This is a genomic window from Pedobacter sp. ASV12, from assembly GCF_016429155.1.
Classification (GTDB): domain Bacteria; phylum Bacteroidota; class Bacteroidia; order Sphingobacteriales; family Sphingobacteriaceae; genus Pedobacter.
Map to the genome: position 1 here is coordinate 59,855 of NZ_JAELUC010000006.1, position 24,876 is coordinate 84,730.

Sequence of the window (24,876 nt, forward strand, 5' to 3'; positions counted from 1 at the left end):
CTATCCCTATGGTAATTCCAGAATGGATGGTACTTAAAAAAGAATGAATTGAAGAATATAGCTATACTAGGCAGTACAGGATCAATAGGTACACAAGCTTTGGAAGTGGTTCGGAGCAATCCAACGCAGTACCGCGTAAATGCGCTCACTGCGCAGCGCAATGCCGATCTGCTGATTGAACAGGCACTCGAATTTAAGCCAGATTTGGTGGTGATTACTTGCGAAGACCATTATCAAACGGTTAAAAATGCCTTGCCCCATACGCAGGTGTTGTGTGGCGAAGACGCTTTGTTGGCGGCTGTTCAACTGCCCCAAACCCAATTGGTTTTAACGGCCATTATGGGTTCGGTAGGGCTCAAACCTACCATTGCCGCGATCGAAGCTAAAAAAGACATCGGCTTGGCGAATAAGGAAACCCTGGTGGTAGCCGGCGAATTGGTGATGCAGCTGGCCAAACAAAACGGTGTTAGCATCATTCCGGTTGATTCGGAGCACTCGGCTATTTTTCAATGCCTGGTTGGTGAAGCAAACAACACCATCGAAAAAATCATGCTCACCGCTTCTGGCGGACCTTTCAGGGGCAAGGATAGGGCTTTCTTGGCTCATGTAACCAAGGCACAGGCTTTAAAGCATCCCAATTGGGTAATGGGAGCCAAAATCACCATCGACTCGGCTTCGCTGATGAACAAAGGCTTGGAGGCTATAGAGGCCAAATGGTTGTTTGGATTAACCGGCAACCAAATTGAGGTTGTTGTCCATCCACAGTCGATCATCCATTCGATGGTACAGTTTAGCGATGGCTCTATCAAAGCGCAAATGGGGCTTCCCGACATGAAATTGCCTATCCATTATGCTTTGGCCTATCCTCATCGCATGGTTAGCAACTTCGAGCGTTTCAACTTTTTGAACTATCCTGAACTGAGTTTTGCACAAGCAGATACCCAAACCTTCAGAAACCTCGGCCTGGCTTATCAGGCCATGGAAAAAGGAGGGAACATGCCCTGTATCATTAATGCCGCCAACGAAGTGGTAGTTGATGCTTTTTTAAAGGATAACATCGGTTTTTTACAAATGAGCGATGTCATCGAAACCTGTATGGAAAGCATCGGCTTTATAGCGCATCCAACGCTCAACAATTATTTAGAAACCGACCGGCAGACACGTATATTTGCCAGCGAACTCGTAACAAAACAAAATTTAACCAATCTAAAAACAAAAACACACTAAATACGATATGAATGGACTGATTATGGCGGGCCAGCTTTTGCTGGGTTTATCAATACTAGTAATCTTACACGAGTTAGGACATTTTTTGGCGGCGCGTGCCTTTGGCATAAAAGTAGAGAAGTTCTATCTTTTCTTCGATGCCTGGGGAGTGAAGTTGGTTAGCTTCAAAGTGGGCGAAACTGAATATGGAATTGGCTGGCTGCCTTTGGGGGGCTACGTCAAGATTTCAGGTATGATAGACGAGTCTATGGATACCGAGCAAATGGCTTTGCCGGCAGAACCTTGGGAGTTCCGTTCAAAACCTGCCTGGCAGCGTTTAATCGTTATGCTGGGCGGTATTATTGTCAATATCGTCGTAGGTATCTTCATTTTTTGGATGATTACCTTTAAATACGGCGAAAACTATACGCCTAACGACCAGTTGACAAATGGCGTATCGCCAGGAGTTATCGGCAAAAGTTTGGGACTACAAAACGGCGACAAGATTTTGGCGATCAACGGACAAAAAGTAATCCGTTTCGAAGAACTGATGAGCTCGAAGGTACTTTTGGGTAGTCCTAAGCTTACCATTGCCAGGAACGGCAAAGCCATGGACTATAAAGTGCCAGAAACCGTATTGGATAGTATCAGCGAATATGGGATAAAAGAATTTGTAGCACCGAGGTTTGCGGTAAAAAACATCAACCTTGTATTTAAACCATCTGATAATAAGGTCAATCCAAAAGGTCTTATCGATAAAATCAAAAATCTTTTTGGCAAATATAAACAAGTACAATATTCTACCGCTGCATACGATGCCGGAATTAGAACTGGCGATAGCATCATAACGGTTAACGGCAAAACGCTTCCACTCAGGGATCAGGTTATTGCAGAAGTCAAGGCATCGGCTGGCAAAACAATCGCAGTTCAAGTATCCAGAAAAGGAAAAATCATAGATTTTAATCCTAAAGTTGCCAAAGACGGTACTATCGGAATTGGATTTGCAGTTTTCGACTTGCCTGAAAAGCATGTGGATTATAGCTTTTTAGAGTCGTTTTCAGTTGGTACAGACAAAGCCTGGACAACGTTTTCTGATAATGCCAAGGGTATTTGGAAGATGATTACCGGAAAAGTAAGCGCGCGTAACATCAGCAGCCCGATTGGCATCGCACAGGTTTACGGAAGCGATTTCGATTGGGAGAACTTCTGGCGCTTAACCGGCCTTATCTCTATTGCATTGGCTTTTATGAACTTGTTGCCTATTCCGGCACTTGATGGTGGCCACGTGGTGTTTTTGATTATTGAAATGATCAAAGGCAAGCCATTGAGCGATAAGTTCATGGAACGTGCCCAAATTGTAGGTTTCGTGATCCTGCTCAGCTTGATGGTTTTCGCCTTCGGCAACGATATACTCAAACTGTTTGGCAAATAATATGTACGAGGTTAGCGGCTTGAGCAATCATCTTAAGCCTCTGGCCTTTAGCCATCCACTTTAGTTTTCAAGCTTTAACCTTCAACCCATGGACTACTTCGAATTTTACGAATTGCCTATCAGCTTTCATCCCGACCAACAATTGGTGAGGCAAAAGTTTTATGAGCTGAGCAAGAAATATCATCCCGATTTTTATATCAACGAAGACCAAGCCAAGCAAGACGAGGTTTTGGAGCTTTCTACGCTTAACAACAAAGCTTTTCAGGTGTTGAAAGACCCGCAGAAAATACTGCATTATGTGCTAAGTTTAAAGGGCCAGTTGCAAGATGGAGAGCATTACGTATTGCCCCAAGGTTTCTTAATGGAAGTGATGGATGTAAACGAAGCTTTGATGGAACTGGAGTTTGAGCCAGAGGCCGGCAAGCTGGAAGAAGTAAAAGCCCAGATTGCGCAGATCGAACAGGCGCTTCATCAAGAGCTGGAAACCTTAACAGTAAGTTTCGATCGGCAACAAGGTAACGAAGAAACAAAGCTCAAAGCCATCAAGGATTTGTATTACCGCAACAAATACCTGCAACGGTTAGCCGAAAGCCTGGCCAAGTTGGGTTAAAGCAAATAAGGTTAAAGGATTGTCAAAAAGGAAAATCGAGCCATTCGCTCAGTCTTGAATGGTTACTTTTGAGGCATACCCTTAAATTTATGACTTCTTTACACATTTTCAGAAAAGTAGCTGTAGCCGAAGGAATTTCTTACCTGCTGCTGCTGTTTATTGCCATGCCTTTAAAATACCTGGCCGATATACCTTTGGCGGTTAAATATACCGGATGGGCGCACGGTTTATTATTTGTGGGCTATGCCGCTTGCTTGGTCATGGCCTGGCAAGAAACCAAGTGGAAATTTAGCAAGGCGGTACTTATTTTTGTGGCTTCTTTATTGCCTTTTGCACCATTTTTTGTAGATAAAAAATTAAAGGACGAAGAGCCACAGGCTGATTAATGGAAGCGCTTATCGAATTTATACAGATAGATAGTTCGGCAACGGAAGCACTGGTAGCCATAAGCACCGAAACTTTTACAGAAACCTTTGCGCCGACCAATTCGGCCGGGAGCATGGCGCAATATGTAGCTAATAACCTAACTGCAACCAAACTTAGTAAAGAACTGGATTGTAGGGATTCGGCATTTTATTTGGTCAAAGTCAATTCGGAGGTAGCCGGTTACCTCAAGCTCAATTTTAACGAGGCGCAAAGCGATGTAAAAGATGCAAATGCCGTAGAAATAGAACGCATTTATTTGAAGAGAGCTTTTCAGGGGCAAAAACTAGGGCTTTTTCTGATAAACAAGGCCATAGAAATAGCCAAACTCGAAGGTAAGCGGTACGTGTGGCTGGGCGTATGGGAGCATAACCACAAGGCCATCAGTTTTTACCAGAAAATAGGTTTTGTGCAATTTGATAGCCACGAATTTAAGCTTGGCGATGAAATACAGCTAGACCTGATGATGAAGCTGGAGTTAAAGGAAGCGTAGATGGCTAAAGCTGGACGATAAATTAGAATGGCCGAGACGTTCTATCCCGGCCGTTAATTATCGAACCAAGCACCAAATGCTTAACCTAAAATTCCTTCCAGCTTATTGAACATCTTGATCCAGCTTTGGTAAGCGCCAGTGGCTTTGGCCTGTGCCTCCGGAATGGTTTGGTGCAGGGTAAGCTTGGTTTGCTCGCCAATGGCTGCGAAAGTTACCGTGGTGATGGTTTCTTGAGGCCAGTCTTCAGGTTTTCCGGCAGCAAGGGCTTCTACAGCGCTGCCCTGCTCATCGGTTAAAATCATGGTAAAAACCAGTTTTTCGGGAAAAACCACTTCCTGGTAAGTTCCTTTGATCCAGCAGTCGCCATGTACCGGGTCGTGAACACAAGAGTGGAATTCGCCATTTTGGGTAACATCAAGTGTTTTGAACTCAATCGTACAGCCATCGGGTGCGTACCAGTTGACCAATAATTGGGGATCTGTCCATGCTTTGAACACCAATTCTCTCGGTGCGTTGAAAAGGTGGCTGATCAGCACTTCCTTTTCTTCTGTTTTACTTTGTTCCATTTTCTTTTTGGTTTTCTTTTAATTCGGTTAGGTAATTATCCAATGCCTCAAAACGGCCAACCCAGTGTTTTTTATACTGTTCAACCCAGTTGGCCACTTCGTTTAGTTTGCCTAATTGTGCCTCACAAAAACGCTCGCGCCCCTGTTGCCTCATGGTAACCAAACCACATTCGGTTAAAATTTGGATATGCTTTGATACCGCCTGCCTGCTGATGTCGAAGGTTTCGGCAACTTCGTTAAGCGATAAGGGAGCCTGTGCTATCCTGTGGATGATCTCCCTGCGGGTAGGATCGGCAATGGCCTGAAAAACATCTCTTCGTGTGATCATATTATGCAACTATATGGTTGCAAATATAAATGCAATCATTTGATTGCGCAAATTTATTTTCAAATCCTTGAAAGCAGGCCAGGTTGAGTGGTGTTATGGCTGCTGTGCGGAGCGTTTATCCCTTTGCAAAGCACTAACCAAATGCTTTAAAAGAATCAAAAGAAGCAGGTTTGGCAATAAGCCTAATCCAAACGAAAGGATGGCGTCTGCCCATGGCGAAAGTTGTTTTTGGTGTGCTATCACCAGCAAGGCATCGAAACCTTTAGCTGGATGGAAAAGGGCATTGCCGATGTTCCATCCCAAATGGAGGCCGATCGGTAGCCAAATGGTCTTTGATTTGGCAAAGGCATAAGCCCAGGCATATCCGGCCAAGCCCGTAATCAGCAAAATGTAGCACTGCTGTACCCCATTAAAAGATATGGCTCCATAACTTAGCCAATGATAGGCGCCAAAGGCAATGGCCGAAATCAAGCAGGCGGTTTTGGTTTTGAGTTTCCTTAAAATCAGGTAGAACAAAATTCCCCTAAAGAGCAATTCTTCAGTCAGCACAGCTTTGAACATGTATTGGCTAATCGAGCGCAGCTGGGGCCACGAAAAACCAGAATTTGTTTGCCACGTTATCGATTTGAAGAAGGTAGCTATGCCGATATTGACTAAGCACAAGGCAGACATGAGTAGTAGGCCTGCTATAAAATAGGCTATTATTCTGCCCGATGGAATCATGCCCAGCAGGTCTTTCCAGCTTTTGTGCAGGAGCAGGATAATGCCGATGGTCAATGCTAATAAAATAAAAATACCAATCATGAATAAGATTTTGTTGGGGAAGTCGGGGGTTTGGCCCAAAACTAATATCTTTAATCGGCCGAAACTTGCGCCATTTGCAAATGGCGCAGCAATGGCGTTGTCCAATATGGAATACGATAAAAACAAAATAGCCGATGCCGTAAAAGCCGGCAGGCTAAACAAAGGCTGGAGCCAGCAGGAACTCGCCGAAAATTCGGGGATAGCTTTGCGCTCTGTTCAAAGAATTGAAGGTGCCGAAGTACAAGCCAGGCTTTATACACTTAAGGTTTTGGGCCGCACGCTCAACCTGGAGCTCAACCAATTGATCAAGCCGGTTGACCCAAGCCAGGCAAAAGGTACTCCTCTGGGCCTCAATTTTATACAGCGGCTGATTTTATCGGTTGCACTTTTGATCGTGCTGTTGCTGGCCACTCTTGCTTTTGTAGCGCAAAGTGCCAGGTTTCCGGAAACCAATTTTGAAATGTTGGTTTTGGTGCTGGTTCTTTTAGTGAGTTATGCCTTGTTTTTGTTGCTGATTTGGAAAGGGCAGTCTAAAGCGACAGGCCATCGCTATCGGTAGTTAGTACCTCGCTCATGTAATCGAAAAAAGGGCGCATGTTTTTGAAGGTAAGGCTTGCCTGTTGCAAAAAACTTTCGTCCAATACTTCTTGGTCGGTAAATTTTCTGACCAATAAAAACTGTTTGTAGCGCAACAGATCGATGGCTGGATGTTCGGCATCGAAGCCTTTCGGAGCGGTTTTGAGTTGTTCGCCCCGCAGTTCGCCGAAAGTCTGTACAAATGTAGGGTCGCTCAAAATCTTCCTCAGCGGGGCGTCGTCAAAAGCAATATCTTCTCTAATCCGTTTCAAATCGTCGGTTGCTGGCCCCCAAAAGCCACCTGCAATCAGGCTGTTGCCCGGTTCGATATGAAAATAATAACCGCCCCTGCGATATTGGGTAGCCCGTTTAAAACTGCCACTCCAATGTGTTTTATAAGGTGTTTTGTCGGTCGAAAAACGCGTATCGCGGTAAATTCGGTACAAGCTCTTTTTGCCAGAAGCGGTTTCGATCAGGTCGTGGATATTCAGTTCGGCCAATAGTTGGTCGGCAAAACTTTCTATTACGGCCAGTTCCTTCAAATAGGTTTCCTTGTTGGCCTGAAACCAATCTCTGTCGTTGTTCTTTTTTATGGTATTCAAAAAAGCGAGGCTGGAAAGCTTTATGATTGGTTTTGACATGTTGTTAACAGATGAGGTACACAAATATACTGCTCAGCTTAAACAAAACTCAATAGTCATTATAATCTTTGTGTCTTTTTATAAGGTTTGGCTGATTTTGGCAAGAAGAGCATCTTTAAAGGTTAGGCCAATGGCCAGGTCCTGATTGTTTACTTTTGCAAAATTGCCCTCTATGAACTGAATAAATGCAATATTCACAATGGTAGAGCGGTGGATACGGGTAAACTTGTCGGCGGGCAGCAGGGTTTCGAGCTTGCTCAAGGTCATGTAACTGATGTAGGTTTGGCTAGTGGTATAAACTTTTAGGTAATCGCCTAGGCCTTCAGCATGCACAATGTCTGAAAGTTCTAACTTGATCAGGCGCTTGTCTACTTTTAAAAATATGTAGCTCTGCGCTGTAACTTGACTGGTAGCAACAGACTCATCTTTGCGGAGGCCTATTTTTTGGATGGCTTTTAAAAAACGTTCGAAGGTTACCGGCTTAACAAGGTAATCAACTGCTTCTATTTCAAAAGCATCGACTGCATAGTGGCCATAAGCCGTGATCAATATCACTTTTGGACTTGTTTTTAGCGACCGGATAAAGTTGAGTCCGTTTATCCCCGGCATTTCTATGTCCAGAAAAACAACATCTATTTGCTGTTCGTGTAGGGCAGCAAAGGCTTCTATCGCGCTTTGGTAGCTGCCCAGGTGTTTGAGGCTTGGAATCTGGTCTATGTACGACTCGATGAGTTGCCTGGCCAGTGGCTCGTCGTCTACTACAATGCAGTTTATCATTTGAGCTGAATGGTTAGGGTTGCTGTAAAGGTACGCTCTTCATTGTGTATAACCAATTCATGCCGATTAGGGTAAAGCAGCGCTACTCTTTTTCTCACATTGGCCAGGCCTATGCCACTTTGCTTACTATTGCTCTGCAATTTATTGGGATTGGGCAATTTGGCGTTTGCTGCCTGAAAAATCAATTCGTCTTCATCAACTGATAGAATAAGTCTAACCCATTTATTTGGCATATCCTTTTGCAGGGCATGCTTATAGGTGTTTTCGATCAGAGGTAAAAAGAGCATGGGTTCTATAACTATATCGGTTACTTTGCCTTGGATCGAAAAATCAATCAGATTAGCTTGTTCGTGCCTTAAGTTTTCTAACCGGATATAGCTTTTAATGAAATCGATTTCCTGTTGCAACGGAACTTTATCTTGTTGGGTTTCATAAAGTACATAACGCATGATGGCCGAAAGGTCGGTAATCATTTTTGGGGTTTCTGGCGAATTTTGTACGCTTAATGCATACATATTGTTGAGCGTATTGAAGAAAAAGTGAGGCTGTACCTGCGATTTGAGATGTTGGAGCTCCAGCCTTAGTTTTTCGGTTTCCAACAGATAGAGATTATGTTGGTTTTTGAATAGAAGTTTTACTACATACAGTGAAGTGGCCGCCAAGAGTACGAGGCAGGTATAGCCGATAGATTGACTGAAATAGCCTTTAGTGAAATCTTCGGGATGTGCGCCCATTAGCGCAGTGCGATAACCTTCGGGGATAAATGGTATGTGTATAATGGCTAGGCAGCTTAGTCTCGAACTCAATTCGTAGAGCAACAGGTAAAACGGAAAAAGAAATGTCGCTAGTAGGTAACTTTTTTTGCCGATGAACTTAGGTAAATAGACCCGGTAAAACAACACAATCACAGGCAACTGCAGGATATTGAGCAACACCAGGCTCACCGTATATGAAAAATGGGAAAATATTTGTAGGCCAACAGCAAATGGACTAAGTACGCCAACCACAAAAAGATAGGCAAACTCGGCAATAAAGTTTTTTTGTTGATAGCTGAGCGATGAGAAGGAAAAACGCATGGGTCAAGATAATTGGTTTATTTTTATATCGAATGATTTTTTAGGTGAAACCTGCTTTTTTCTCGCCGAACTAAGGACTTTTCTGGTTCAACGTTTCAATTTGGCTTTCTATCTAATTTAATTGCCTCGCTTGGTATATAGGTGCATACTTGCGGTATGAAAAAACTTTTAATTAGCGCTGTGTTGCTCTTTTTGTGCATGTCACAGCTTCGTGCGCAGACCCTAAAACAGGTAGCAGCGTTGGCTTCCTTGGCCAAAACATGGGGTTTGCTCAAGTACTATCACCCAAATATTGCCACCGGAAAACATGATTGGGACAGCATTTTGATTGCTGGTGTCAAAGGATTGCTGTTGTCAAAGGACAATGTGCAATCGGCAATAGACAGAATGCTGAAAATAGCCGGCCCTGATACGGCAAGTTTATACCAACTAAAGGATAGGAATGCCATTTGCTACAAAAATTATGATGTTTCCTGGATTGACCATTGTCCAGATCTTCGTTTTGATCAAAAGCGAGCACTTCATTACATTGCAAAACACCCTTATTCTGGAACGAATTATTATGCCCAGCCCAATCCCGATAACGACAGCACTGTTTTTACGCCTAATGAAAAGCGTTATCAAGAAATGGCTTTTCCTGATGTGAATTATCGCCTGTTGACCCTTTTCAGGTTCTGGAACGTGATCAATTATTATTACCCATATAAATATGAGATTGGCAAGCCTTGGGAAAAAATGTTAAACGAGATGATTCCAATAATGATTCATGCAACAGATAGCTTATCTTATTACAAGGCATTGGCCAAAATGGCGGCTTCAGTTAACGATTCGCACGGAGGACTTTGGCCAGAAGTCTATACCCATCTTATTGGCAAATATAGTCCACCATTCAATTTTAAGCTAATTGATGGGAAAGCAATAGTTACCAAAGTCGTTGACAGTAGTCTAGTTAGAAACGGTCTGAAAGTGGGTAGCGTTATCAAAACTATTGATGGGCAGTCGCTTAAGGCCAGGATCAAGGCCTATTGGGGTCTTGTGCCCGCTTCTAACGATGGTGGCAAGCTCAAAGCAATGGCTGGTTTTATTCTCAATACGAAAGGTCAAGAAGCTTCTTTTGCCGGAAGCGAACCGAACCGCCGAAAGTTCAAGGTTGTGGTGGGACAGTATGAACGCAATTTCCTAAAAGACTATCTCGATTTTTTTGAAATGACCAAGCCAGTGGCAATGGAGATGGTAGAGAAAGGAGTGGGCTATGTCTATTTCAGTAATATCAACAAAAAGAATATAGACAGCGTGATGGGGAAATTGCTAGATACAAAGGCGATTATATTCGATATGAGGAATTATCCGACCAATGGAACTGGGATTTATGACCTGCCAGCCTATTTTTTAGTCCAGCCAAGTATTTATGCGCGTAACACCTATCCTGATTTTGCCTTACCTGGCATGATGAAATATAAAATAGCCAATGAAGGTACAGCTTATGCGTATGTGGGAAAAAACAATACAAATCCTTATCAAGGCAAGGTAATATTATTGGTGGATAGCCGTACGCAGAGTGCTGCTGAATGGGCTTGTATGACTTTAAAGACCGGCTCGAACGTAACGGTGGTCGGCGAACAAACCGCAGGAGCCGACGGTAATGTTACCCGTACCATTTTGCCTGGAGGCTATGCCATTAATTTTTCTGGTTTGGGCATTTATTATCCTGATGGAACAGCTACACAAAGGCGAGGCATCCGTTTGGATATTCGAGTAAAATACACCATTCAGGATGTAATCAATAAGAAAGATCCCATCCTTAACCGTGCCATTGAGTTTGCTAAAACAGGCAGGTAGTTTTTTGCAGGTCGCATGGCGCCATTAATCAACGCTTAACGCCACACGACCTGCAAAGTTATTTGTTAATTACTGATTTTGTTCACCACCAGATCGTCGAAATAAATATAGCTGGTTTGGCTCGAGCCCCAAACGGCCACATCCTTGCCTCCTCTAAAGTTGTGGAAAGACAATTTCTTGATCAGCCTTTGCGCATCGTTGGTGGTCCAGCGGATGGCCTGGTCAAGTACCGTATTGCCGTCAATTTTAACCTGTACCCAGCCGTTGGTATTAGAACCGGTATTGCTTTTGAGGTACATGTGCACGGTATAGGTTTGGCCTTTTACCAAACTGCCGCTGGTTGGATAGGTTTTGCCGAAAGTATCGCCACAAGGGCCGGCCATATCCCTGTGGTAAACATAAGGCTGAAAATAGACCCTGCTTCCGGTATTGTACCACATCAGGCGCAAGCTGCCTCCGTTGCCGTCGGTTGCAATGTCGCAGCCCGTATTGCCTTCGCCGATTAAAAAGCCAAAACCTACTTTGCCACCGCGGCTCCAGTCGAATTGGCTATGGAAGCGTACTTTCCAGGTAGCTTCATAGGCCGAGCCATCAGAAAGGTCTACATCGGCAATCAAACCATTAGATACCGAGTTGGGCATCAGCGTAGCACGAGCCCAGTTGCCCGAAATCCAGGCACGGCTGTCGTTCCAGCCACCAAGTGTTGCCGAACCGAAATCGGCGCTGGCCAAACTATAGGTATAAGTGCCATCGGGGTGGGTAAAGCCCGTGTTGATGTTGCTGGGCCAGGCCTGCTCAACTACTGCCGATTTTGGCAGTTCTATTGCTTTCTTTGGATCGGCAGTTCCGTTTGTGGTGTCTACCTTGTCTTTTTGGCATGCACTAAAGCTTGCCGACAGCAAGAGCATAGCGATTCCCGTCAATTTTAAAAGTTTAGGGTTGGTGTTCATCTAGTTTAGTTTTTAGGTTACAATTCGATTAGTTTTTAAGGGCAAGTTCCTGTCCTCGACAGTTGCCTGCAGTTGCGATGGCTTAGCTGTTTCGTGAAAATAAATAGGGATATGAGTTGATATACGGATGATGATTTGCCGTCAAAACGAAGTAAAGAGGGAAGGTCATGGCTATAGAAAGCCTTACACCTTGTCTATGGCCTGCATAGCGTGGTCTGTTGCTCATACCTTAAATACTTGGTTACCTTATCCTAAAGATACTGGAGCAATCGCTATAAATCCAAATAAAAATAAATATAACTAATTGATATTTAAATAGTTATATGTTTTTTGATACGTTTGTTCCTCAAGGTTTTATTTGGCTAATGACTTGATTTTATGGAAGATAGGTTTTTGGTCAAAATCAGGATTGATACGTTTGGTACGCATCGTTTTTTTATAGTGTTTGGGAACAAAAAAAAGCCCCCGAATAGAGGGCTTTTGAATGGGCTTGGAAAAAATGATGCCTAATTGCTAGGGGTTAGCACGGCAGCAAAGCCACCGCCTTGAGCCATCTTCACTGGCAATACACTGGTGGCATCCACCTGTTTTTGGGTAATTCTATAGTCTTCGGCCATTTTATTGGCATTCATGCCGTCTTCGAGCAATTCGAGGTTGAATTTTCCTTTGCCCAAAAAGTCGAGCTTAAAATCCTGGGCAAAAGTATTCCAGTTGGTAATGCCACCCAAATACCACTTGTTGCCTAGTTTTCTGGCCAAAACTACTGCTTTTCCCGCATCGGCGTAAAGCACCTTTGTATCCTCCCAAATAGAAGGGAACTGCGCCAGGTAGCGGGTATATTTTTCGTCTTGCTGATAGTTTGAAGGATTATCGGCTAGCATTTGCAACGGACTTTCGAATAAGACGTACAAGGCCGTTTGGTGCGCGCGGGTGCCCATGCTCATGGGCTGGCTGTACACGGCATTAAAATTAGATTTAATGGCATTGCGCATGGCTCCTGGCGTATAATCCATCGGACCGGCCATCATCCTTGTAAAAGGCAACAAGGCATCGTGTTCGGGTGTAACGGTGGCTTCCCATTTGTTGTTTTCCAGTCCATGTACGCCTTCGTACGAAATTACGTTAGGATAGGTGCGGTGCAGTCCGGTAGGTTTATAGGCACCATGGAAATCGACCATGAGGTTTCTTTTGGCGCAGGCTTCGGCAGTGCGCGTGTAAAAGTTTACCATGTATTGCTCGGCCCTGGCCATAAAATCGACCTTGATGCCTTTAACGCCCCAGTTTTTATAAAGGTCTAAAACTTCGTCCATTTTTTCGTTCAGCGGATTCCACAACACCCAAAGCAATACGCTTACGTTTTTCTTTTTGCCGTAGGCCACCAACTCCGGAATATCGATGTTGGGATTGGAGTGGAGAATATCTTGCGTGGTCTTGGTCCAACCTTCATCAAGCATGATGTATTCGAGGCCGTATTTCGAAGCAAAATCGATGTAGTATTTATAGGTTTCGGTATTGATGCCCGATTTAAAGTCGACACCATAAATGTTATTGTCGTTCCACCAGTCCCAGGCTACCTTGCCCGGTTTGATCCAGCTGGCATCCTTGATTTTTGAGGGCGTGGCCAATTGATAAACCAAGGTGTTGGTAAGGAGGCCCGCATCATTATCGTTGATCATCCAAAGTCGCCAAGGATAGTTTCGGGTGCCATTGGTTTCGGCAATGTAATCGGCTTCTTTTAAGATTTTGATGCTGCGGTCGCCCACTTTTTGCTGTTCTAAAATTACATGCGGGAAAACGCCTGTTATATTGTCTTTTTTCTTGATGAAAAGATTGGGATAATCGAAGAGGTCTGATTCGGTAAAAACAATCTTGGCACCGTTTTTTGCCGTAAAATAGGTAGGCAACCCAACCTGCGCGCTATCGATAGCCGTATATTTTTGCGGTTTAAACGAATATTCGAAATGGGAAAGGAAAAGATTGGCATGTTTTGATCCTTCAAAAGGCCAAATGGCATTTTGGGCGTCGTTTACCTGAAAGGCAAAGTTTTCGTTGTTTACAAAAACCTTGTCGTTTTTAAGGCTCGTTACAAAACGATAGGCCACGCCATTATTGTACGCCCTGAAAATAATGCTGTAATTGCCTTTAAACACCAATTCGAGCTGATTGTATTCGTCGGTAATGGTTTTGAACTTTACTGGTACATCAACCCGGATGCTGGTACTGGCCTTGGTTCTTATTTCCTTGGCTACTTTTGGGTCTTGACCTAAAATGCCCAGATCTTTAAGCGTTAAGGCGATTTGCTGGGTGGTTAAGATTGGACTTCCTTGATTCAATACCACAAAAGAGATGCTTTTATCGCAGCTGATTTTGATTTGGTTGTTTCCAGCAGGAGAACTGAGTTCATAATCCTTGGCAAATACGGGCTTGATGAGCAATAACATCAAGGCAAAAAGGATAGATTTTTTCATTTTTTGGTAGGATGTAAGAGATTTTAACAGGTTTTGCTGTGTAAGTTAGGTCGAAATATGAAAATAAAGAAAGGATCAGGTGCTTTTTTGTGTAAAAAGCGCTTGGGTTTTTGGATGGACAGGTTTTAGGAAGGGGAAATTGGATTTTTTCTTAAAAAAGGCAGGCTATAGCGCTGTTGCCGTCTCGGCTTCTTTGTCTAAAGGACAACTGATGGCCATTTTAAAGCCTTTGCCCGGACTGGTTTCGAGGGTATAGACAGCCTCAACCATTTGCAAGCGGCTCACTATGTTTTGCATGCCTATGCCTTTTCTTTGGTTTAAAATGGCCAGGTCAAAGCCTTTTCCGTTGTCGGTGTAGCCAATTTCGAGTGCGGTATTGCTCGGTTTAAACGAAAGGCTGATGTGGGTGGCATCGGCGTGTTTGAGAGAATTGGCGATGAGTTGGGTTATGACCCTGAATAAGGCCAGTTCCGTTCTTTCGGCCAACAGTCTTTCTTCAACGTAAGGCTCGTGTTCAATTTCGATTTCGATATTGCCCGTGTTGTTGATGAGCGATACAAAGGCTTCTATGGTGGTGTATAAGCCAAACATGGCCAATCCGGGAGGAGAAAGGTCGTGCGAAATGTGGCGTACATCCTTGATCATTTTATCAATCAGTTCCTTAACAGGCAAAATGTTGTCTTCGCTAATGAGGCCCTGTTGCTTAAGGGCACCCAGCATCAGCTTCATGGCCGATAAGGTGCCCCCAATTTCATCGTGCAGGTCTTGCCCAATGCGCTTGCGTTCCGATTCTTGCGATTCGATAACGGCGTTTAGCAATTGCTTTTGTTGCTGGATTTCAGTTTCCTGAAATTGTTTGCGCTGTTGCCAGATTACGTTCTGGTTGCGTATGTAGAGCACCAGAAAAAACGTAACGATGACTAAAACGCCAATTACGCTATAAAAAATGAGAATATACAGGTTATCGCCCATTGCCAGCCAGCCTAAAGCCCCTTGCCCAAACTATATACATGAGCAGCACCAACGCGGCATGAACATTCCATACAATGGTATTCATGGCTACGTTTTTACTGGCCAACATGTAGTTAGAAAGGATAAAAATGATAAAAGCAGCGGGGAAATATATCAAAATCCCCGCATTAAACCAGCTTGTTGGCTGTTTTATCCAATCTTCGGCAAACCCACTTTTATAGAGATACAACAAACAAAAGAAGGTAATCAATATGGCTTCTAAAGGTCTTGTATAGGTATTAAAAGTATATAAGCTCTGCAAAAAACTGAAATTGAGTATGCAGATGATCGGAAATAGTACCATGATCAGGCCAATGGCTTTTTTGATGAATGGTTCTTTAAAGATCAGCTGAAAATAGCCCAATAGAAATGTAGCCTCCATAATGGTATACAAATGCAGCAGGGGCAGATTGGGCCTGCCGTACAAGCTTAAAATAATGGCTGCCAAATTGATCAGGCCTGCAGTAATCAGGTAAAAAAAGAGCAATCGCTCTTCCTTTTTTGCAGTTTTGTACCTCGGCACAAATACCAAAAGCGGTATGAAGATGCTTCCCGGAACGATGATGGTATAAAACAGGTACTTGATTGAGATCATGGAAGGTCGTACAATGGGCTCTTAACGTCGCATTCGGTAGGACATGGTTTGGTAAAGTCGTAGATCTCGGTGTCGTCAACGCCGCCAAGTTTGTCAGGGTTAACCACCACGTCGTTTCCTTGCAAGTCAACAGGTACGATCAGCGCGGTAATGTCGTCTGGTAATTCTTGGTCGCTGGCTTTTACGGCAAAATAGGCGCGAACACCCCTTAGTTTATTGGTAATGTTTCCTTCCTCGTCAACCGTCTCATATTGTTTGATGATGGCTAAAAGATCGTCGATCGGAATCAAGATGGCGCAAGGCAGATTTTCTTGAGGAACATAGGCCGATAATTGTTGTCTGTAACGTTCAATTCTAAGTTGAGCGTCGCGCAGGGGAATGGTTGGGGTGTTAATTGTAGAATTCATAATTTAACTGAGCTTTAAATAAATTAATTTCCTCGAAATTAAAAAAAATAAGGGTTTTGACTACTTTTTTTTCTACTTTCAGCCTAAAATTTCCGACAATGAATATTAATGTTGCCATAGCCGACGATCAGAAGCTTTTCAGGAAAGGAATGGCCGCACTAATCGGTTCTTTTGCCCAAATGAGCATGCTTTTTGAGGCCGAAAATGGCAGGGAGCTCTTGGAGCTTTGCGAACAGGCAACGGTTAAACCGGATATCATTGTGCTCGATCTTTCGATGCCTGAATTGAATGGCTTGGAAACCTTAAAGATCTTAAAGGAAAAATATCCGAGCATCAGGGTCATCATCCTTACGGTGCATGAGGCCGAAAATTTCATTTTAGCGACTATACAAGCCGGCGCCAATGGCTACCTGGCCAAAAATGCCGAACCCGAAGAAGTAGAGCAGGCCATTAGGGAAGTTTTTAAAAACGATTTCTATTTTACCATGCCGATGCTTGAAATTATGCGCAAAGGTGTAGTAAGAAAGGCTCAAGTGCTGAGCTTAGAACAGGAAAATAAGCTTACTGCCCGCGAAACCGAAGTACTGGGCCTGATCTGCAAACAGCTGAGCAGCAGCGAAATTGCCGAAAAACTTTTCTTGAGCAACCGCACAGTGGAAGGGCACCGCAATAACCTGTTGCTTAAAACGGGCAGCCGCAATACTGCCGGGCTGGTACTTTACGCCCTCAAACATCACCTCATTGACCTGGAAGATTTTTTTAGTTAGCAGATTCTTATCGTTGGGTTATTAAATTGCTGCTATTATTGCCATTGTTGAATGGTTAAATTGTTGACTAGTCAATCCCGTCTAGGTAAAAATACCTGTTTGTTCAGTAAATCTACCCAATTGGCCTTTTGGGCAAAACCACGCTAGAATTTTTTCTAAAAAAGTGCTCACTTAGCATTGCAATGCTACTCCAAACGTTTGCCATTTTACTGGTTCACAAACAGCGAGTTGGCCAAAGCAGACAATCGTATGAGTTAAATATTCAACCAAAATGAACAATTCAGACAAAATTAAAGCCATACAGCTCAAAGCTGGCCTTAAGGTAGATGGCATTGTTAGCCTTAAAACTTGGATTGGTATTTATGATCTATTGTTTGATGCCCTGCCCACAGAAACCGGTCAGGCCGCATTGATTAAGGCGATACAACAAAAACTACAAATCCAAGCCGACGGAAAACCGAGTGCAAAAACATTGGATAGGGCTTATGTGGCAATTTTTGGTAGCGAAGCCGATACCGAAAGCCTCGAAGAGTACCAATATGCGTTGGCTCAAGAGCCTCAGCAAGATTTGTACAATGAAACCATTTTGAAGAAAATGCCTAAAGAAGTGGTTCCGTTTGCCAAAGAGCTGATTCATATTGCAGCCGATCAGGGTATCTGCCTCCGGCTGATCAACGCATTAAAAGCGGAAGATCAACCCAAAGAAAGAAAGCACCAACTATCGCAACATATTTTTATCGATGCACAAAGCAATTTTTCGAACTGCAATTTCGGCCTCGCCTTTGATATGGGCATTTTTGAAAAAAACACGACAGGCGAACTCGTTTTTAAAGACCAATCGCCCTTGTATGCCAAGGTTGCTCAATTGGGCGAATCGATTGGGCTAACCTGTGCTTCTGCCAATAAAAACAGTACTGCGGTTCCTCATTTCGAATTAAGGCCTGCCTGGGCGGTAAGAATGAAAGAAAGCGAAATGATCCAAGAACTGTACAGAAGGAAAAAAGAGAACATCAACCTGTTAGCCTTTATTTAATTGAAACTAGAATTATCCTTAATAGCTCTCCCTAGATTTTAACACACAACAATAGGTTAAAGTCTTAAAAAAACAAGGCCCCCGATGGATGTTGGGGGCCTCTGTTATATTGTGCCTTCGAGCAATTGTTTAAGTACAACGGCCTGGTTGTGTGTTTCGTCTTTGGCGCCATAAAGCAGGGTAACGGTTTGGTGCTCATCAGCCAATGCTTTTAGCTGAGGGAGGGCTTCATTGTTTTGAAGTTCTGCCCGATAGCGCGATACAAACGTAGGCCAGTTGCTTTCCTCGTGGTGAAACCACGTTCTAAGCCCGTTGGAAGGGGCCACAGCCTTGAGCCAAAGTGAAATTTGGGCATCTTCTTTCTTGAGGCCATGCGGCCAAAGCCGATCTACCAAAACACGAAAGCCATCGGCTGTGCTTGGGGCCTCATAAATTCTTTTGGTTTTGATGTTCATAATTGCTCATGTATAGCGCCGAGTTTGGCAAGGTAATCATCAATGTATTGTTGCTTGGCCGGATATTTATATTGCATAATGAACCTCGGGTGCGCCAAAGCAACCAGTTTCTTGAAAAAACCATGTTTTTGGTTAAGCTTGCTCAGGTATTGTTCGTTTTTTCCGGTCCCGAGACAAAAACATAAATCGGTATTGATGCCCAATGAAATCAATCGATGCAACGTTTCAACCGTATAATCGCCTACGGCATCCAAAAGTGCTTTGCTGTCGTAATAATTGTAGTTTTTTTCTTTGCCCTGCGCGTCAACTGATGTAAAACCCAAGGGACAGGGCGAATTGATGTAAAAATCGCCATAAAAAGCCGTTGGCCCGCCATAGGCATTGATCATTTCGTACATGAATACCGAAGAAGGCTCATGCGTTATGCGACCGGTGTAGCTGATATGGAGTTCGCTGGCCAATCTTTTAGGATCGGTAAAGGGAATACCGGTTAAGCCAGCGCCTAATCTGCTGGGATTAATACCCAAAATCAAATGCCTTTGCCGGTTGTCGTTGTAATACTTATGGTAAAAAGTTTCCATAATACCCATGGTCTGTTCAAATTCGAGAAAGGGGTTCATCACCCTGATCCCTTTGGGCAATGTCTTGCCGGTATAGCTGAGGCTACGGTTAAAATTGATGGCTTTTTCGGCAAAGGTCATAGGCTAAATTTTTGATTGGATTAGCTGGATTTAAAGCTAAAGATAAAACTAAAGTAAACGAAAAAGCCCTCTGGATGGAGGGCTTTTTGTTAGTTTTCAATTCGGTGGTCTCTTGGCAGCGTTTGTCCGGACCAGGCTTTCTGAGATGTCCATGGTGCTGGCGGATCTGTCCAGAATTTATTATCGGCAGGCAGGCCCAAGGCTAAGAAGCCCAAGGTGGCCATATACAAGCTTCCAGTAGAGGTATAGACGTCGGCTACTTCAGGCTGATGCCCGTTAAAGCCCAATACCAACCAGCCATCTTTGTCAAAATTTTGGTTGCCTTCATACATGAGGTGAAATACTTTGGTCAATGCGCATCGAACCTGGCTAGGGTTTACGCCCTCGGGCAGTTTCTCCATCAGAGCCGTTTGAGCTAATGCCTGGAAAGCGGCGGTGCGATAGGTAATTGATCGGCCAAAGGCTGGAAAGGTGCCATCGGGTGCAATGCTTCTTTCCAGAAAACTGGCGTACCTTGCCATGCGGTCAACAGCCCGGTTGTAATCGGTAGCGCTGGCCCTTTTCTTTTCGATCATGCTTTTGAGCAGGTCGACCATCATGGGATGGATTACAAACGAATTGTAGTAATCCATGCTGAAAGAAGAGCCGTCGCTGTACCAACCATCGCCTTCGTACCACTCGTTGAGCTTGTTGATGCCAAAACGGAGCCTTGCCGGATCGTATTGCTCGCCAATATTCCATAAAAAGCCTTCGGTAATGGCGGCAAACAGCAACCAATTGTTATAGGCGCCGGTTCTTGTCCGCAACGATTTAAACTCTTCGATGTATCTTTTTTGCGTGACTGGGTCTAACTGTTGCCAAAGCATTTTAGGCGCTCTTAAAAAGGCCTGTGCCACATAGGCCGCATCGACAATGGGCTGGGCTTCGGTTCTGAAGTTAAGGTAATCTGGATTTTGAGGGTCAACTGCATTTTTGAGGGCAGCTAAAGTTTCGGCTCTGAAGGCTTTTCGCAGCTTGCCTTCCTCGCTTTCATCGTCTGGTAGTTCGAGCCAAGGCGCAATACCGGCCAAGGTCCGGCCTAAGGCCTCGGTATAGGTAACGGCCTTGAGGTTGAGGTTGTAGTTGTTGCCTTTTTCTAAGGGCATGTTGGCCTTTAAAGTACCGTTGGCCAAGTTATGGATAACCGGATACGAGATCTTATAAAGGCTTTTTACCCAGAAGGCACGGTCTTGTGCGCCGGTGGTTTCTTTTGTTTTGCCTTTTTGCGCCCAAGCAGGCACTGCAAGGACGAGCAGCATCAGGTAAAGTGTATATTTCTTCATTGCGCTAAATTTTATAAGTACCATTTTTTATACCTGGCCAATGCCTCTAAAAAGTAATAGTCGGCGTAAACCAAAGGAACGTCTATTTCGCTGTTCAAAGGCAGTGCCCCGGTGCTGTGCATGAGCAAGAAACCACCGTTTTCGCCCAATTTGGCTCGATAGGCATCGCTAGCCAACGAACGCAACATGGTTTCGGCGGCCTTTTTATATTCAGTTTTATTTTTGGCGCTGTATTGGCCAAGCTCTAGCAGTGCCGAGGCGATGAGAGCACCTGCCGAGGCATCGCGTTTGGCATAGGGAATTAAACCCGCATCAAAGTCCCAATAAGGGATTTTATCGGCCGGCAGATTAGGATGGTTCAATATAAAATGCGCAATGCCGTTGGCCTGTTTCAAATAAGCAGGGTTTTTGGTAAAGCGGTACATCATGGTATAGCCATAAAGGGCCCAACCTTGGCCGCGTGCCCAGGCCGAGCAGTTGGCGGCACCTTGCCAGGTTGCCTTTTTAAGCACTTTGCCATTGCTTGGATTGTAGTCAATGACATGGAAAGAGCTGAAATCTGGCCTGAAATGATTTTTTAAAGTCGTGTTGGCATGTTTGATGGCTATTTCCTTATACTTCGGATCGCCACCGTTGTCGCTGGCCCAGCTCAACATTTCCAAATTCATCATGTTGTCTATGATAACCGGACATTGCCAGTACTTGTTCTTGTCCCAGCTTTGGATGGCGCCGATAGCCGGACGGAAACGTGTAGCCAACGATTGGGCAGAGCGTTCGATAATGGCTTTGTAGGCTGGATTCTTAGTTAGGCGATAGGCATTGCCAAAACTACAGAACATCATAAAGCCCAAGTCGTGGTTGCCGGTAAAAGTTTGGTTTGGCTCTAACAGTTTGAGTGCTTTTTCTGCATTTTTTTTGGTTTCATCGTCCTGGGTTTGTTCATAAATGTACCAGAGCGACCCACTGTAAAAACCGCTGCACCACCATTTGATGCCCTGCCCAATAAATTTTTTGTTTTGAGCATCGTAGCTTTGTGGCGTTAGTCCCGGTGGAATATTTTTATCCATTACTTTATACTGCTGCTTGGCAAAGTTGAATTGTTCTTCGATCAGCTGTTTCATTTCGGTTTGTGCAAAGCCAAAGGCGGAGAGGAGAAGCAGGCAGGCGATTAAAATTGGTTTCTTCATTTAAAAGGTAGTTTTATTTGTGTTTTTAACCTCAATACGGTAGTTTTTAGGTGAGACCTAAACCAAATATAGAGCAAATTGAAATAAGATGTTTAACGCAAACGTTTGTCTGATATGGACTTAACAGGTACCTCAAGCTATTACTGACATAAATCTGAACATCATTTGCCTAAAATTTGTTGAGCTTTGTAAAAAAGAAGAACATGAGCAATAAAGGTAAGCTAACCATAGTGGTGATTGGTGCCAACGGCACCATTGGACAAGAAGTTGTCAAGAGAATACACGAGCAAGGCCACCGAGTTATCGAGGTATCGAGAACCTCGGGCGATTTTCAGGCCGATATCCAGGATAAGAAAAGCCTGGAAGAGCTTTTTGCGAAAATAGGCCATTTCAATGCCGTAGCTAATGCATCAGGATCGGTTGCTTTTAAAGGGATTGGTGAGCTTACAGACGAAGAACTTGCTTTTTCGATAGGCAACAAACTGGTGGGGCAAATCAACTTGGTACGTGCTGCCTTGCCCTATATTGCCGATGGAGGTTCTTTTACCCTGATATCGGGCATTTTGTCTGAAGAGCCCATTTTGGGTGGGGTGGTTGCTTCGTTGGTTAACAGTGGCGTGGAAGGTTTTGTTAAAGCCGTCGCCTACGAATTGCCGAGAGCCATCAGGATCAATTGCATCAGCCCAACCGTGCTTGCCGAGTCAAAGGGCTATCACGACATTTTCCCCGGGTTTATTCCGGTTGAGGGTTGGAAAGTAGCTCGGGCCTACGAGAAATCTATTTTTGGTATCGTTACAGGCAAGGTAATCAAAGTGTATTAACCTGCTTGGGCTTGGCCGAAGAGAGGTAATAATGCCACAACAACATGGTGGCTAGGGTGCGGTAAGGCTGCCAAAGGGTCGAAAGCGCCAAAAGAGTTTCGCGTGTGGTGTCTTTGTCTAGTTTTTTGATTCTTTTTAGGGCATTTACCGCAGCCAGATCACCAACGGGGAAAATGTCGGTGCGTTTCAGCACAAAGATCAGGTATATATCTACGGTCCAATGGCCAATGCCTTTGAGCGTCAATAGCCGTTGCCGAACTTCGTCATCAGCCAAGCCTTCCAATTCGGTTAGGTTAAGTGCTCCATTGACCAAGGCTTGAGCCAAGTGTCTTACATAAACCGTTTTTTGTCGGCTGAAATAACAAGCCTTTAATTCTTCGTCGCTCAGAGCCAGTACGTTTTCCGGACTTATCACGGTTATTTTTCCGCGCAGCTTGTTCAAGGTAGCCAATGCCGAGGCCAACGATACTTGCTGCTCGAGAATGATATGCACCAGCGATTCGAAAGTATTGGGCCGGTTCCACACCGGCGGATAACCATGCTCGCTGATTACCTGGGCCAGGTCTTTATCCATGGAAGCTACTTTTTGGCAGTTTTCTTCGAAGTTACTTGCATTAAATGTTGGAAACATGGAATGAGCTGTTTATTGGTTTCGCCGGGCAAAGCAAATTAGGTTTTTAAGGTTTTTTGCTTATTCTGCAACATAAGGAGTGCCTTGGCAGCCCTTGTTTTGCGGGTTTCTTCTTGTTTGGCCGAACCTACCCAATCGCAGTAGCCTTGTTTGTACGACTTGGCCAGGCTTTCGAAAAAAGTATGGGCTTCGCTATCCTGATTTAAAAGGGCCTGCAGTTCGGCCGGTACCCCTTCAATATGTTCTCCTTTTTTAAGCATGCACAAAGTTAATTTTAATTCCGGGAAGACAAATTGTAGCGAAAGCGAGTTGCTTTACGTATGGGAATAAAACAACCTTAAACGAAACCTAAGCTTTATGAAAAGAAACCCTTACTTTTTTATTTTATTGCTTGTAGCCGGGCTATTTGCTTCGTGCAAAAAAAGCGATGTCGCGTTTGAAAGCGATCTTGCCCGCAGCTATAAAATCTACACTAACTTTAAAACCTCGACTAATAATTCTTATCGGTATCAGGTTAATACCGTCTCGTGGACGGGTTATTCAACAGAAACCATCATTACCGTAAAAAATGGAAAAGTGATCAAGCGTGCCTATGTGGCTAAGAATGTAATTGGCGGTGCGACGCCGCAAATTACCATACTGGAGCAATGGATTGAAGAGGAAGGCAGCCTGAATACCCACACCAATGGCGCGGCAACGCTAACTTTAGACCAGATATACGAAAAGGCAAGAACCGTATGGCTCCTGAAAAGGAAAGACGCGAAAACTTCATTGGAAACCAAAAACAGTGGTATGATTTCTTCTTGTGGCTATGTAGAAAACAACTGTGCCGACGATTGTTTTAACGGAATTTCGATTGCTTTTATAGAAAGGCTACCTGATTGAGCTATTAAAAATGTTGGTGCCCTAAGGGCACAACTTTGGTTAAAAAGCCTCCTGTGTAAAGCAGGGGGCTTTTTTTGTTGAACGGATATCGCAAACCTTCAAACCAGCCGTTTTGCAATGTTGGTTTGAAGTTCATACTTGCTTAATTTTTTATAACTTTAGTTCCTATAATTTATCATCCCATTAATTATATATTTATTGTCGCTTAACGGTTTCGTTTATGAGCTTACCGCTAAAAACAGGGGATGATCATTCTTTGCTTCTTTCGCAATTAAAGAAAGGGGATAGCAACGCTTTTGGCTCGCTTTACGATTTGTACAGCCGCATGTTGCTCAGCAATATCATACACATGGTGAAAGACCAGGAGGTGGCCAAGGAGTTGCTTCAAGACCTTTTTTTGAAGGTCTGGGAAAAAAGAGAAAGTATTGATGTAGAAAAATCATTCAAGTCTTTTTTGTTTACCATAGCCAAAAACAAAGTATACGATTACCTGCGAAAGGTAGCACTTGATAAAAAGCTAACTAGGGAGCTGATTGCCAATACCATAGAGAGTTATAGCCATACAGAAGAGCTGCTGAGCTTTAAAGAAAAAAATGCCTGCCTCAATCAGGCTATCGAAGCCCTTTCGCCACAAAGCAGGCAGGTATATCAATTGTCTAAAATAGAGGGTTTAAGCCATAAGGAAATCAGCGAGCGTTTGGGGATTTCTGTATCTACCTGTCTCTTATACACATCTCCGAGCCCACGAGACAGTACTCTATCTCGTATGCCGGCTTCTGCTTGAAAAGAGGGGGGGGGGGGGGGGGGGGGGGGGGGGGGGGGGGGGGGGGGGGGGGGGGGGGGGGGGGGGGGGGGGGGGGGGGGGGGGGGGG

29 protein-coding genes are annotated in these 24,876 nt (G+C 44.1%); 12 read left to right on the top strand and 17 right to left on the bottom strand.

Features of this window, described 5'->3' with window-relative positions; genetic code table 11:
- Positions 1–48: 48 nt before the first annotated feature.
- The 5 genes from JHD69_RS03490 to JHD69_RS03510 all read left to right on the top strand — a co-directional run bounded on the left by JHD69_RS03490 (position 49) and on the right by JHD69_RS03510 (position 4,164).
- Complete coding sequence (locus JHD69_RS03490; RefSeq protein ID WP_199137451.1) at positions 49–1,227, top strand: 1-deoxy-D-xylulose-5-phosphate reductoisomerase; 1,179 nt, start codon at positions 49–51, stop codon at positions 1,225–1,227.
- Between the two features lie 7 nt (positions 1,228–1,234).
- Positions 1,235–2,638, top strand: a complete 1,404-nt coding sequence (gene rseP, locus JHD69_RS03495) for an RIP metalloprotease RseP (RefSeq protein WP_199137453.1) — start codon at positions 1,235–1,237, stop codon at positions 2,636–2,638.
- An 88-nt stretch (positions 2,639–2,726) separates the two neighbouring features.
- Positions 2,727–3,248 carry a Fe-S protein assembly co-chaperone HscB gene (gene hscB, locus JHD69_RS03500; protein ID WP_199137455.1) on the top strand — a complete coding sequence of 174 codons (522 nt, stop codon included), beginning with the start codon at positions 2,727–2,729 and terminating at the stop codon, positions 3,246–3,248.
- An 89-nt stretch (positions 3,249–3,337) separates the two neighbouring features.
- Positions 3,338–3,634: a DUF3817 domain-containing protein gene (locus tag JHD69_RS03505; protein WP_199137457.1), complete on the top strand. Its 297-nt coding sequence runs from the start codon at positions 3,338–3,340 to the stop codon at positions 3,632–3,634.
- Positions 3,634–4,164: a GNAT family N-acetyltransferase gene (locus JHD69_RS03510; protein WP_199137459.1), complete on the top strand. Its 531-nt coding sequence runs from the start codon at positions 3,634–3,636 to the stop codon at positions 4,162–4,164. Before JHD69_RS03505 ends, JHD69_RS03510 begins: the two co-directional genes overlap by 1 nt.
- An 80-nt stretch (positions 4,165–4,244) precedes the next feature.
- On the opposite strand, the gene JHD69_RS03515 is transcribed toward JHD69_RS03510, so the two are convergent.
- From JHD69_RS03515 to JHD69_RS03525, 3 genes are all read right to left on the bottom strand, one after another.
- Positions 4,245–4,730, bottom strand: coding sequence for an SRPBCC family protein (locus JHD69_RS03515; protein ID WP_199137462.1), 486 nt, complete (start codon positions 4,728–4,730; stop codon positions 4,245–4,247).
- Positions 4,717–5,058, bottom strand: coding sequence for an ArsR/SmtB family transcription factor (locus tag JHD69_RS03520; RefSeq protein WP_199137464.1), 342 nt, complete (start codon positions 5,056–5,058; stop codon positions 4,717–4,719). The genes JHD69_RS03515 and JHD69_RS03520 overlap by 14 nt, the downstream gene beginning before the upstream one ends.
- A gap of 93 nt (positions 5,059–5,151) precedes the next feature.
- Positions 5,152–5,862 (bottom strand): CPBP family intramembrane glutamic endopeptidase, encoded by a 711-nt coding sequence (locus JHD69_RS03525; protein WP_199137466.1) that lies wholly within the window; start codon positions 5,860–5,862, stop codon positions 5,152–5,154.
- 91 nt (positions 5,863–5,953) lie between these two features.
- Here JHD69_RS03525 and JHD69_RS03530 point away from each other — a divergent pair, with 91 nt between their 5' ends.
- Positions 5,954–6,421, top strand: a complete 468-nt coding sequence (locus tag JHD69_RS03530; RefSeq protein ID WP_199137468.1) for a helix-turn-helix domain-containing protein — start codon at positions 5,954–5,956, stop codon at positions 6,419–6,421.
- Here JHD69_RS03530 and JHD69_RS03535 read toward each other — a convergent pair.
- The 3 genes from JHD69_RS03535 to JHD69_RS03545 all read right to left on the bottom strand — a co-directional run bounded on the left by JHD69_RS03535 (position 6,393) and on the right by JHD69_RS03545 (position 8,932).
- Positions 6,393–7,079 (bottom strand): DUF2461 domain-containing protein, encoded by a 687-nt coding sequence (locus JHD69_RS03535; protein ID WP_199137470.1) that lies wholly within the window; start codon positions 7,077–7,079, stop codon positions 6,393–6,395. The genes JHD69_RS03530 and JHD69_RS03535 overlap by 29 nt on opposite strands.
- A 78-nt stretch (positions 7,080–7,157) precedes the next feature.
- Entirely contained in the window at positions 7,158–7,856 is a 699-nt protein-coding gene (locus JHD69_RS03540) for a LytR/AlgR family response regulator transcription factor (RefSeq protein WP_199137472.1), read from the bottom strand.
- Entirely contained in the window at positions 7,853–8,932 is a 1,080-nt protein-coding gene (locus JHD69_RS03545) for a sensor histidine kinase (protein WP_199137474.1), read from the bottom strand. Before JHD69_RS03545 ends, JHD69_RS03540 begins: the two co-directional genes overlap by 4 nt.
- 156 nt (positions 8,933–9,088) lie before the next feature.
- Between JHD69_RS03545 and JHD69_RS03550 the strand changes: the two genes are divergently transcribed.
- Positions 9,089–10,771: a S41 family peptidase gene (locus tag JHD69_RS03550; RefSeq protein ID WP_199137476.1), complete on the top strand. Its 1,683-nt coding sequence runs from the start codon at positions 9,089–9,091 to the stop codon at positions 10,769–10,771.
- Between the two features lie 65 nt (positions 10,772–10,836).
- On the opposite strand, the gene JHD69_RS03555 is transcribed toward JHD69_RS03550, so the two are convergent.
- The 5 genes from JHD69_RS03555 to JHD69_RS03575 all read right to left on the bottom strand — a co-directional run bounded on the left by JHD69_RS03555 (position 10,837) and on the right by JHD69_RS03575 (position 16,202).
- Positions 10,837–11,694: a polysaccharide lyase gene (locus tag JHD69_RS03555; RefSeq protein WP_199137478.1), complete on the bottom strand. Its 858-nt coding sequence runs from the start codon at positions 11,692–11,694 to the stop codon at positions 10,837–10,839.
- Between the two features lie 533 nt (positions 11,695–12,227).
- Positions 12,228–14,189, bottom strand: coding sequence for a glycoside hydrolase family 97 protein (locus tag JHD69_RS03560; RefSeq protein WP_199137480.1), 1,962 nt, complete (start codon positions 14,187–14,189; stop codon positions 12,228–12,230).
- A gap of 165 nt (positions 14,190–14,354) precedes the next feature.
- Positions 14,355–15,161, bottom strand: a complete 807-nt coding sequence (locus JHD69_RS03565; protein WP_199137482.1) for a sensor histidine kinase — start codon at positions 15,159–15,161, stop codon at positions 14,355–14,357.
- Positions 15,151–15,795: a hypothetical protein gene (locus JHD69_RS03570; RefSeq protein ID WP_199137484.1), complete on the bottom strand. Its 645-nt coding sequence runs from the start codon at positions 15,793–15,795 to the stop codon at positions 15,151–15,153. Before JHD69_RS03570 ends, JHD69_RS03565 begins: the two co-directional genes overlap by 11 nt.
- Positions 15,792–16,202: a hypothetical protein gene (locus tag JHD69_RS03575; protein WP_199137486.1), complete on the bottom strand. Its 411-nt coding sequence runs from the start codon at positions 16,200–16,202 to the stop codon at positions 15,792–15,794. Before JHD69_RS03575 ends, JHD69_RS03570 begins: the two co-directional genes overlap by 4 nt.
- 98 nt (positions 16,203–16,300) lie before the next feature.
- On the opposite strand from JHD69_RS03575, the gene JHD69_RS03580 reads away from it, so the two are divergent.
- Both JHD69_RS03580 and JHD69_RS03585 read left to right on the top strand, forming a co-directional pair.
- The gene (locus JHD69_RS03580) at positions 16,301–16,969 is read left to right on the top strand and encodes a response regulator transcription factor (RefSeq protein ID WP_199137488.1); all 669 of its coding nucleotides are present in this window, start codon (positions 16,301–16,303) and stop codon (positions 16,967–16,969) included.
- A gap of 271 nt (positions 16,970–17,240) precedes the next feature.
- Positions 17,241–18,002, top strand: coding sequence for a hypothetical protein (locus JHD69_RS03585; RefSeq protein WP_199137490.1), 762 nt, complete (start codon positions 17,241–17,243; stop codon positions 18,000–18,002).
- A 104-nt stretch (positions 18,003–18,106) separates the two neighbouring features.
- Here JHD69_RS03585 and JHD69_RS03590 read toward each other — a convergent pair whose 3' ends face one another.
- The 4 genes from JHD69_RS03590 to JHD69_RS03605 form a co-directional block, all read right to left on the bottom strand.
- The gene (locus JHD69_RS03590) at positions 18,107–18,457 is read right to left on the bottom strand and encodes a DUF488 domain-containing protein (protein ID WP_199137492.1); all 351 of its coding nucleotides are present in this window, start codon (positions 18,455–18,457) and stop codon (positions 18,107–18,109) included.
- Positions 18,454–19,158, bottom strand: coding sequence for an SMUG2 DNA glycosylase family protein (locus JHD69_RS03595; RefSeq protein ID WP_199137493.1), 705 nt, complete (start codon positions 19,156–19,158; stop codon positions 18,454–18,456). The genes JHD69_RS03590 and JHD69_RS03595 overlap by 4 nt, the downstream gene beginning before the upstream one ends.
- 89 nt (positions 19,159–19,247) lie before the next feature.
- Positions 19,248–20,480 (bottom strand): DUF2264 domain-containing protein, encoded by a 1,233-nt coding sequence (locus JHD69_RS03600; protein WP_199137494.1) that lies wholly within the window; start codon positions 20,478–20,480, stop codon positions 19,248–19,250.
- Between the two features lie 11 nt (positions 20,481–20,491).
- Positions 20,492–21,667, bottom strand: coding sequence for a glycoside hydrolase family 88 protein (locus JHD69_RS03605; RefSeq protein WP_199137495.1), 1,176 nt, complete (start codon positions 21,665–21,667; stop codon positions 20,492–20,494).
- Between the two features lie 203 nt (positions 21,668–21,870).
- On the opposite strand from JHD69_RS03605, the gene JHD69_RS03610 reads away from it, so the two are divergent.
- Positions 21,871–22,488, top strand: a complete 618-nt coding sequence (locus tag JHD69_RS03610; RefSeq protein ID WP_199137496.1) for a short chain dehydrogenase — start codon at positions 21,871–21,873, stop codon at positions 22,486–22,488.
- Here JHD69_RS03610 and JHD69_RS03615 read toward each other — a convergent pair.
- Both JHD69_RS03615 and JHD69_RS03620 read right to left on the bottom strand, forming a co-directional pair.
- Positions 22,475–23,119, bottom strand: coding sequence for a DNA-3-methyladenine glycosylase family protein (locus JHD69_RS03615; RefSeq protein WP_199137497.1), 645 nt, complete (start codon positions 23,117–23,119; stop codon positions 22,475–22,477). The two genes, JHD69_RS03610 and JHD69_RS03615, sit on opposite strands and share 14 nt — an antisense overlap.
- Before the next feature lie 38 nt (positions 23,120–23,157).
- The gene (locus JHD69_RS03620; protein WP_199137498.1) at positions 23,158–23,379 is read right to left on the bottom strand and encodes a YdeI/OmpD-associated family protein; all 222 of its coding nucleotides are present in this window, start codon (positions 23,377–23,379) and stop codon (positions 23,158–23,160) included.
- Positions 23,380–23,476: 97 nt separating this feature from the next.
- Between JHD69_RS03620 and JHD69_RS03625 the strand changes: the two genes are divergently transcribed.
- Positions 23,477–24,004 (top strand): hypothetical protein, encoded by a 528-nt coding sequence (locus JHD69_RS03625; protein WP_199137500.1) that lies wholly within the window; start codon positions 23,477–23,479, stop codon positions 24,002–24,004.
- A 220-nt stretch (positions 24,005–24,224) separates the two neighbouring features.
- Entirely contained in the window at positions 24,225–24,788 is a 564-nt protein-coding gene (locus JHD69_RS03630; protein ID WP_199137502.1) for an RNA polymerase sigma factor, read from the top strand.
- Positions 24,789–24,876: the final 88 nt, after the last annotated feature.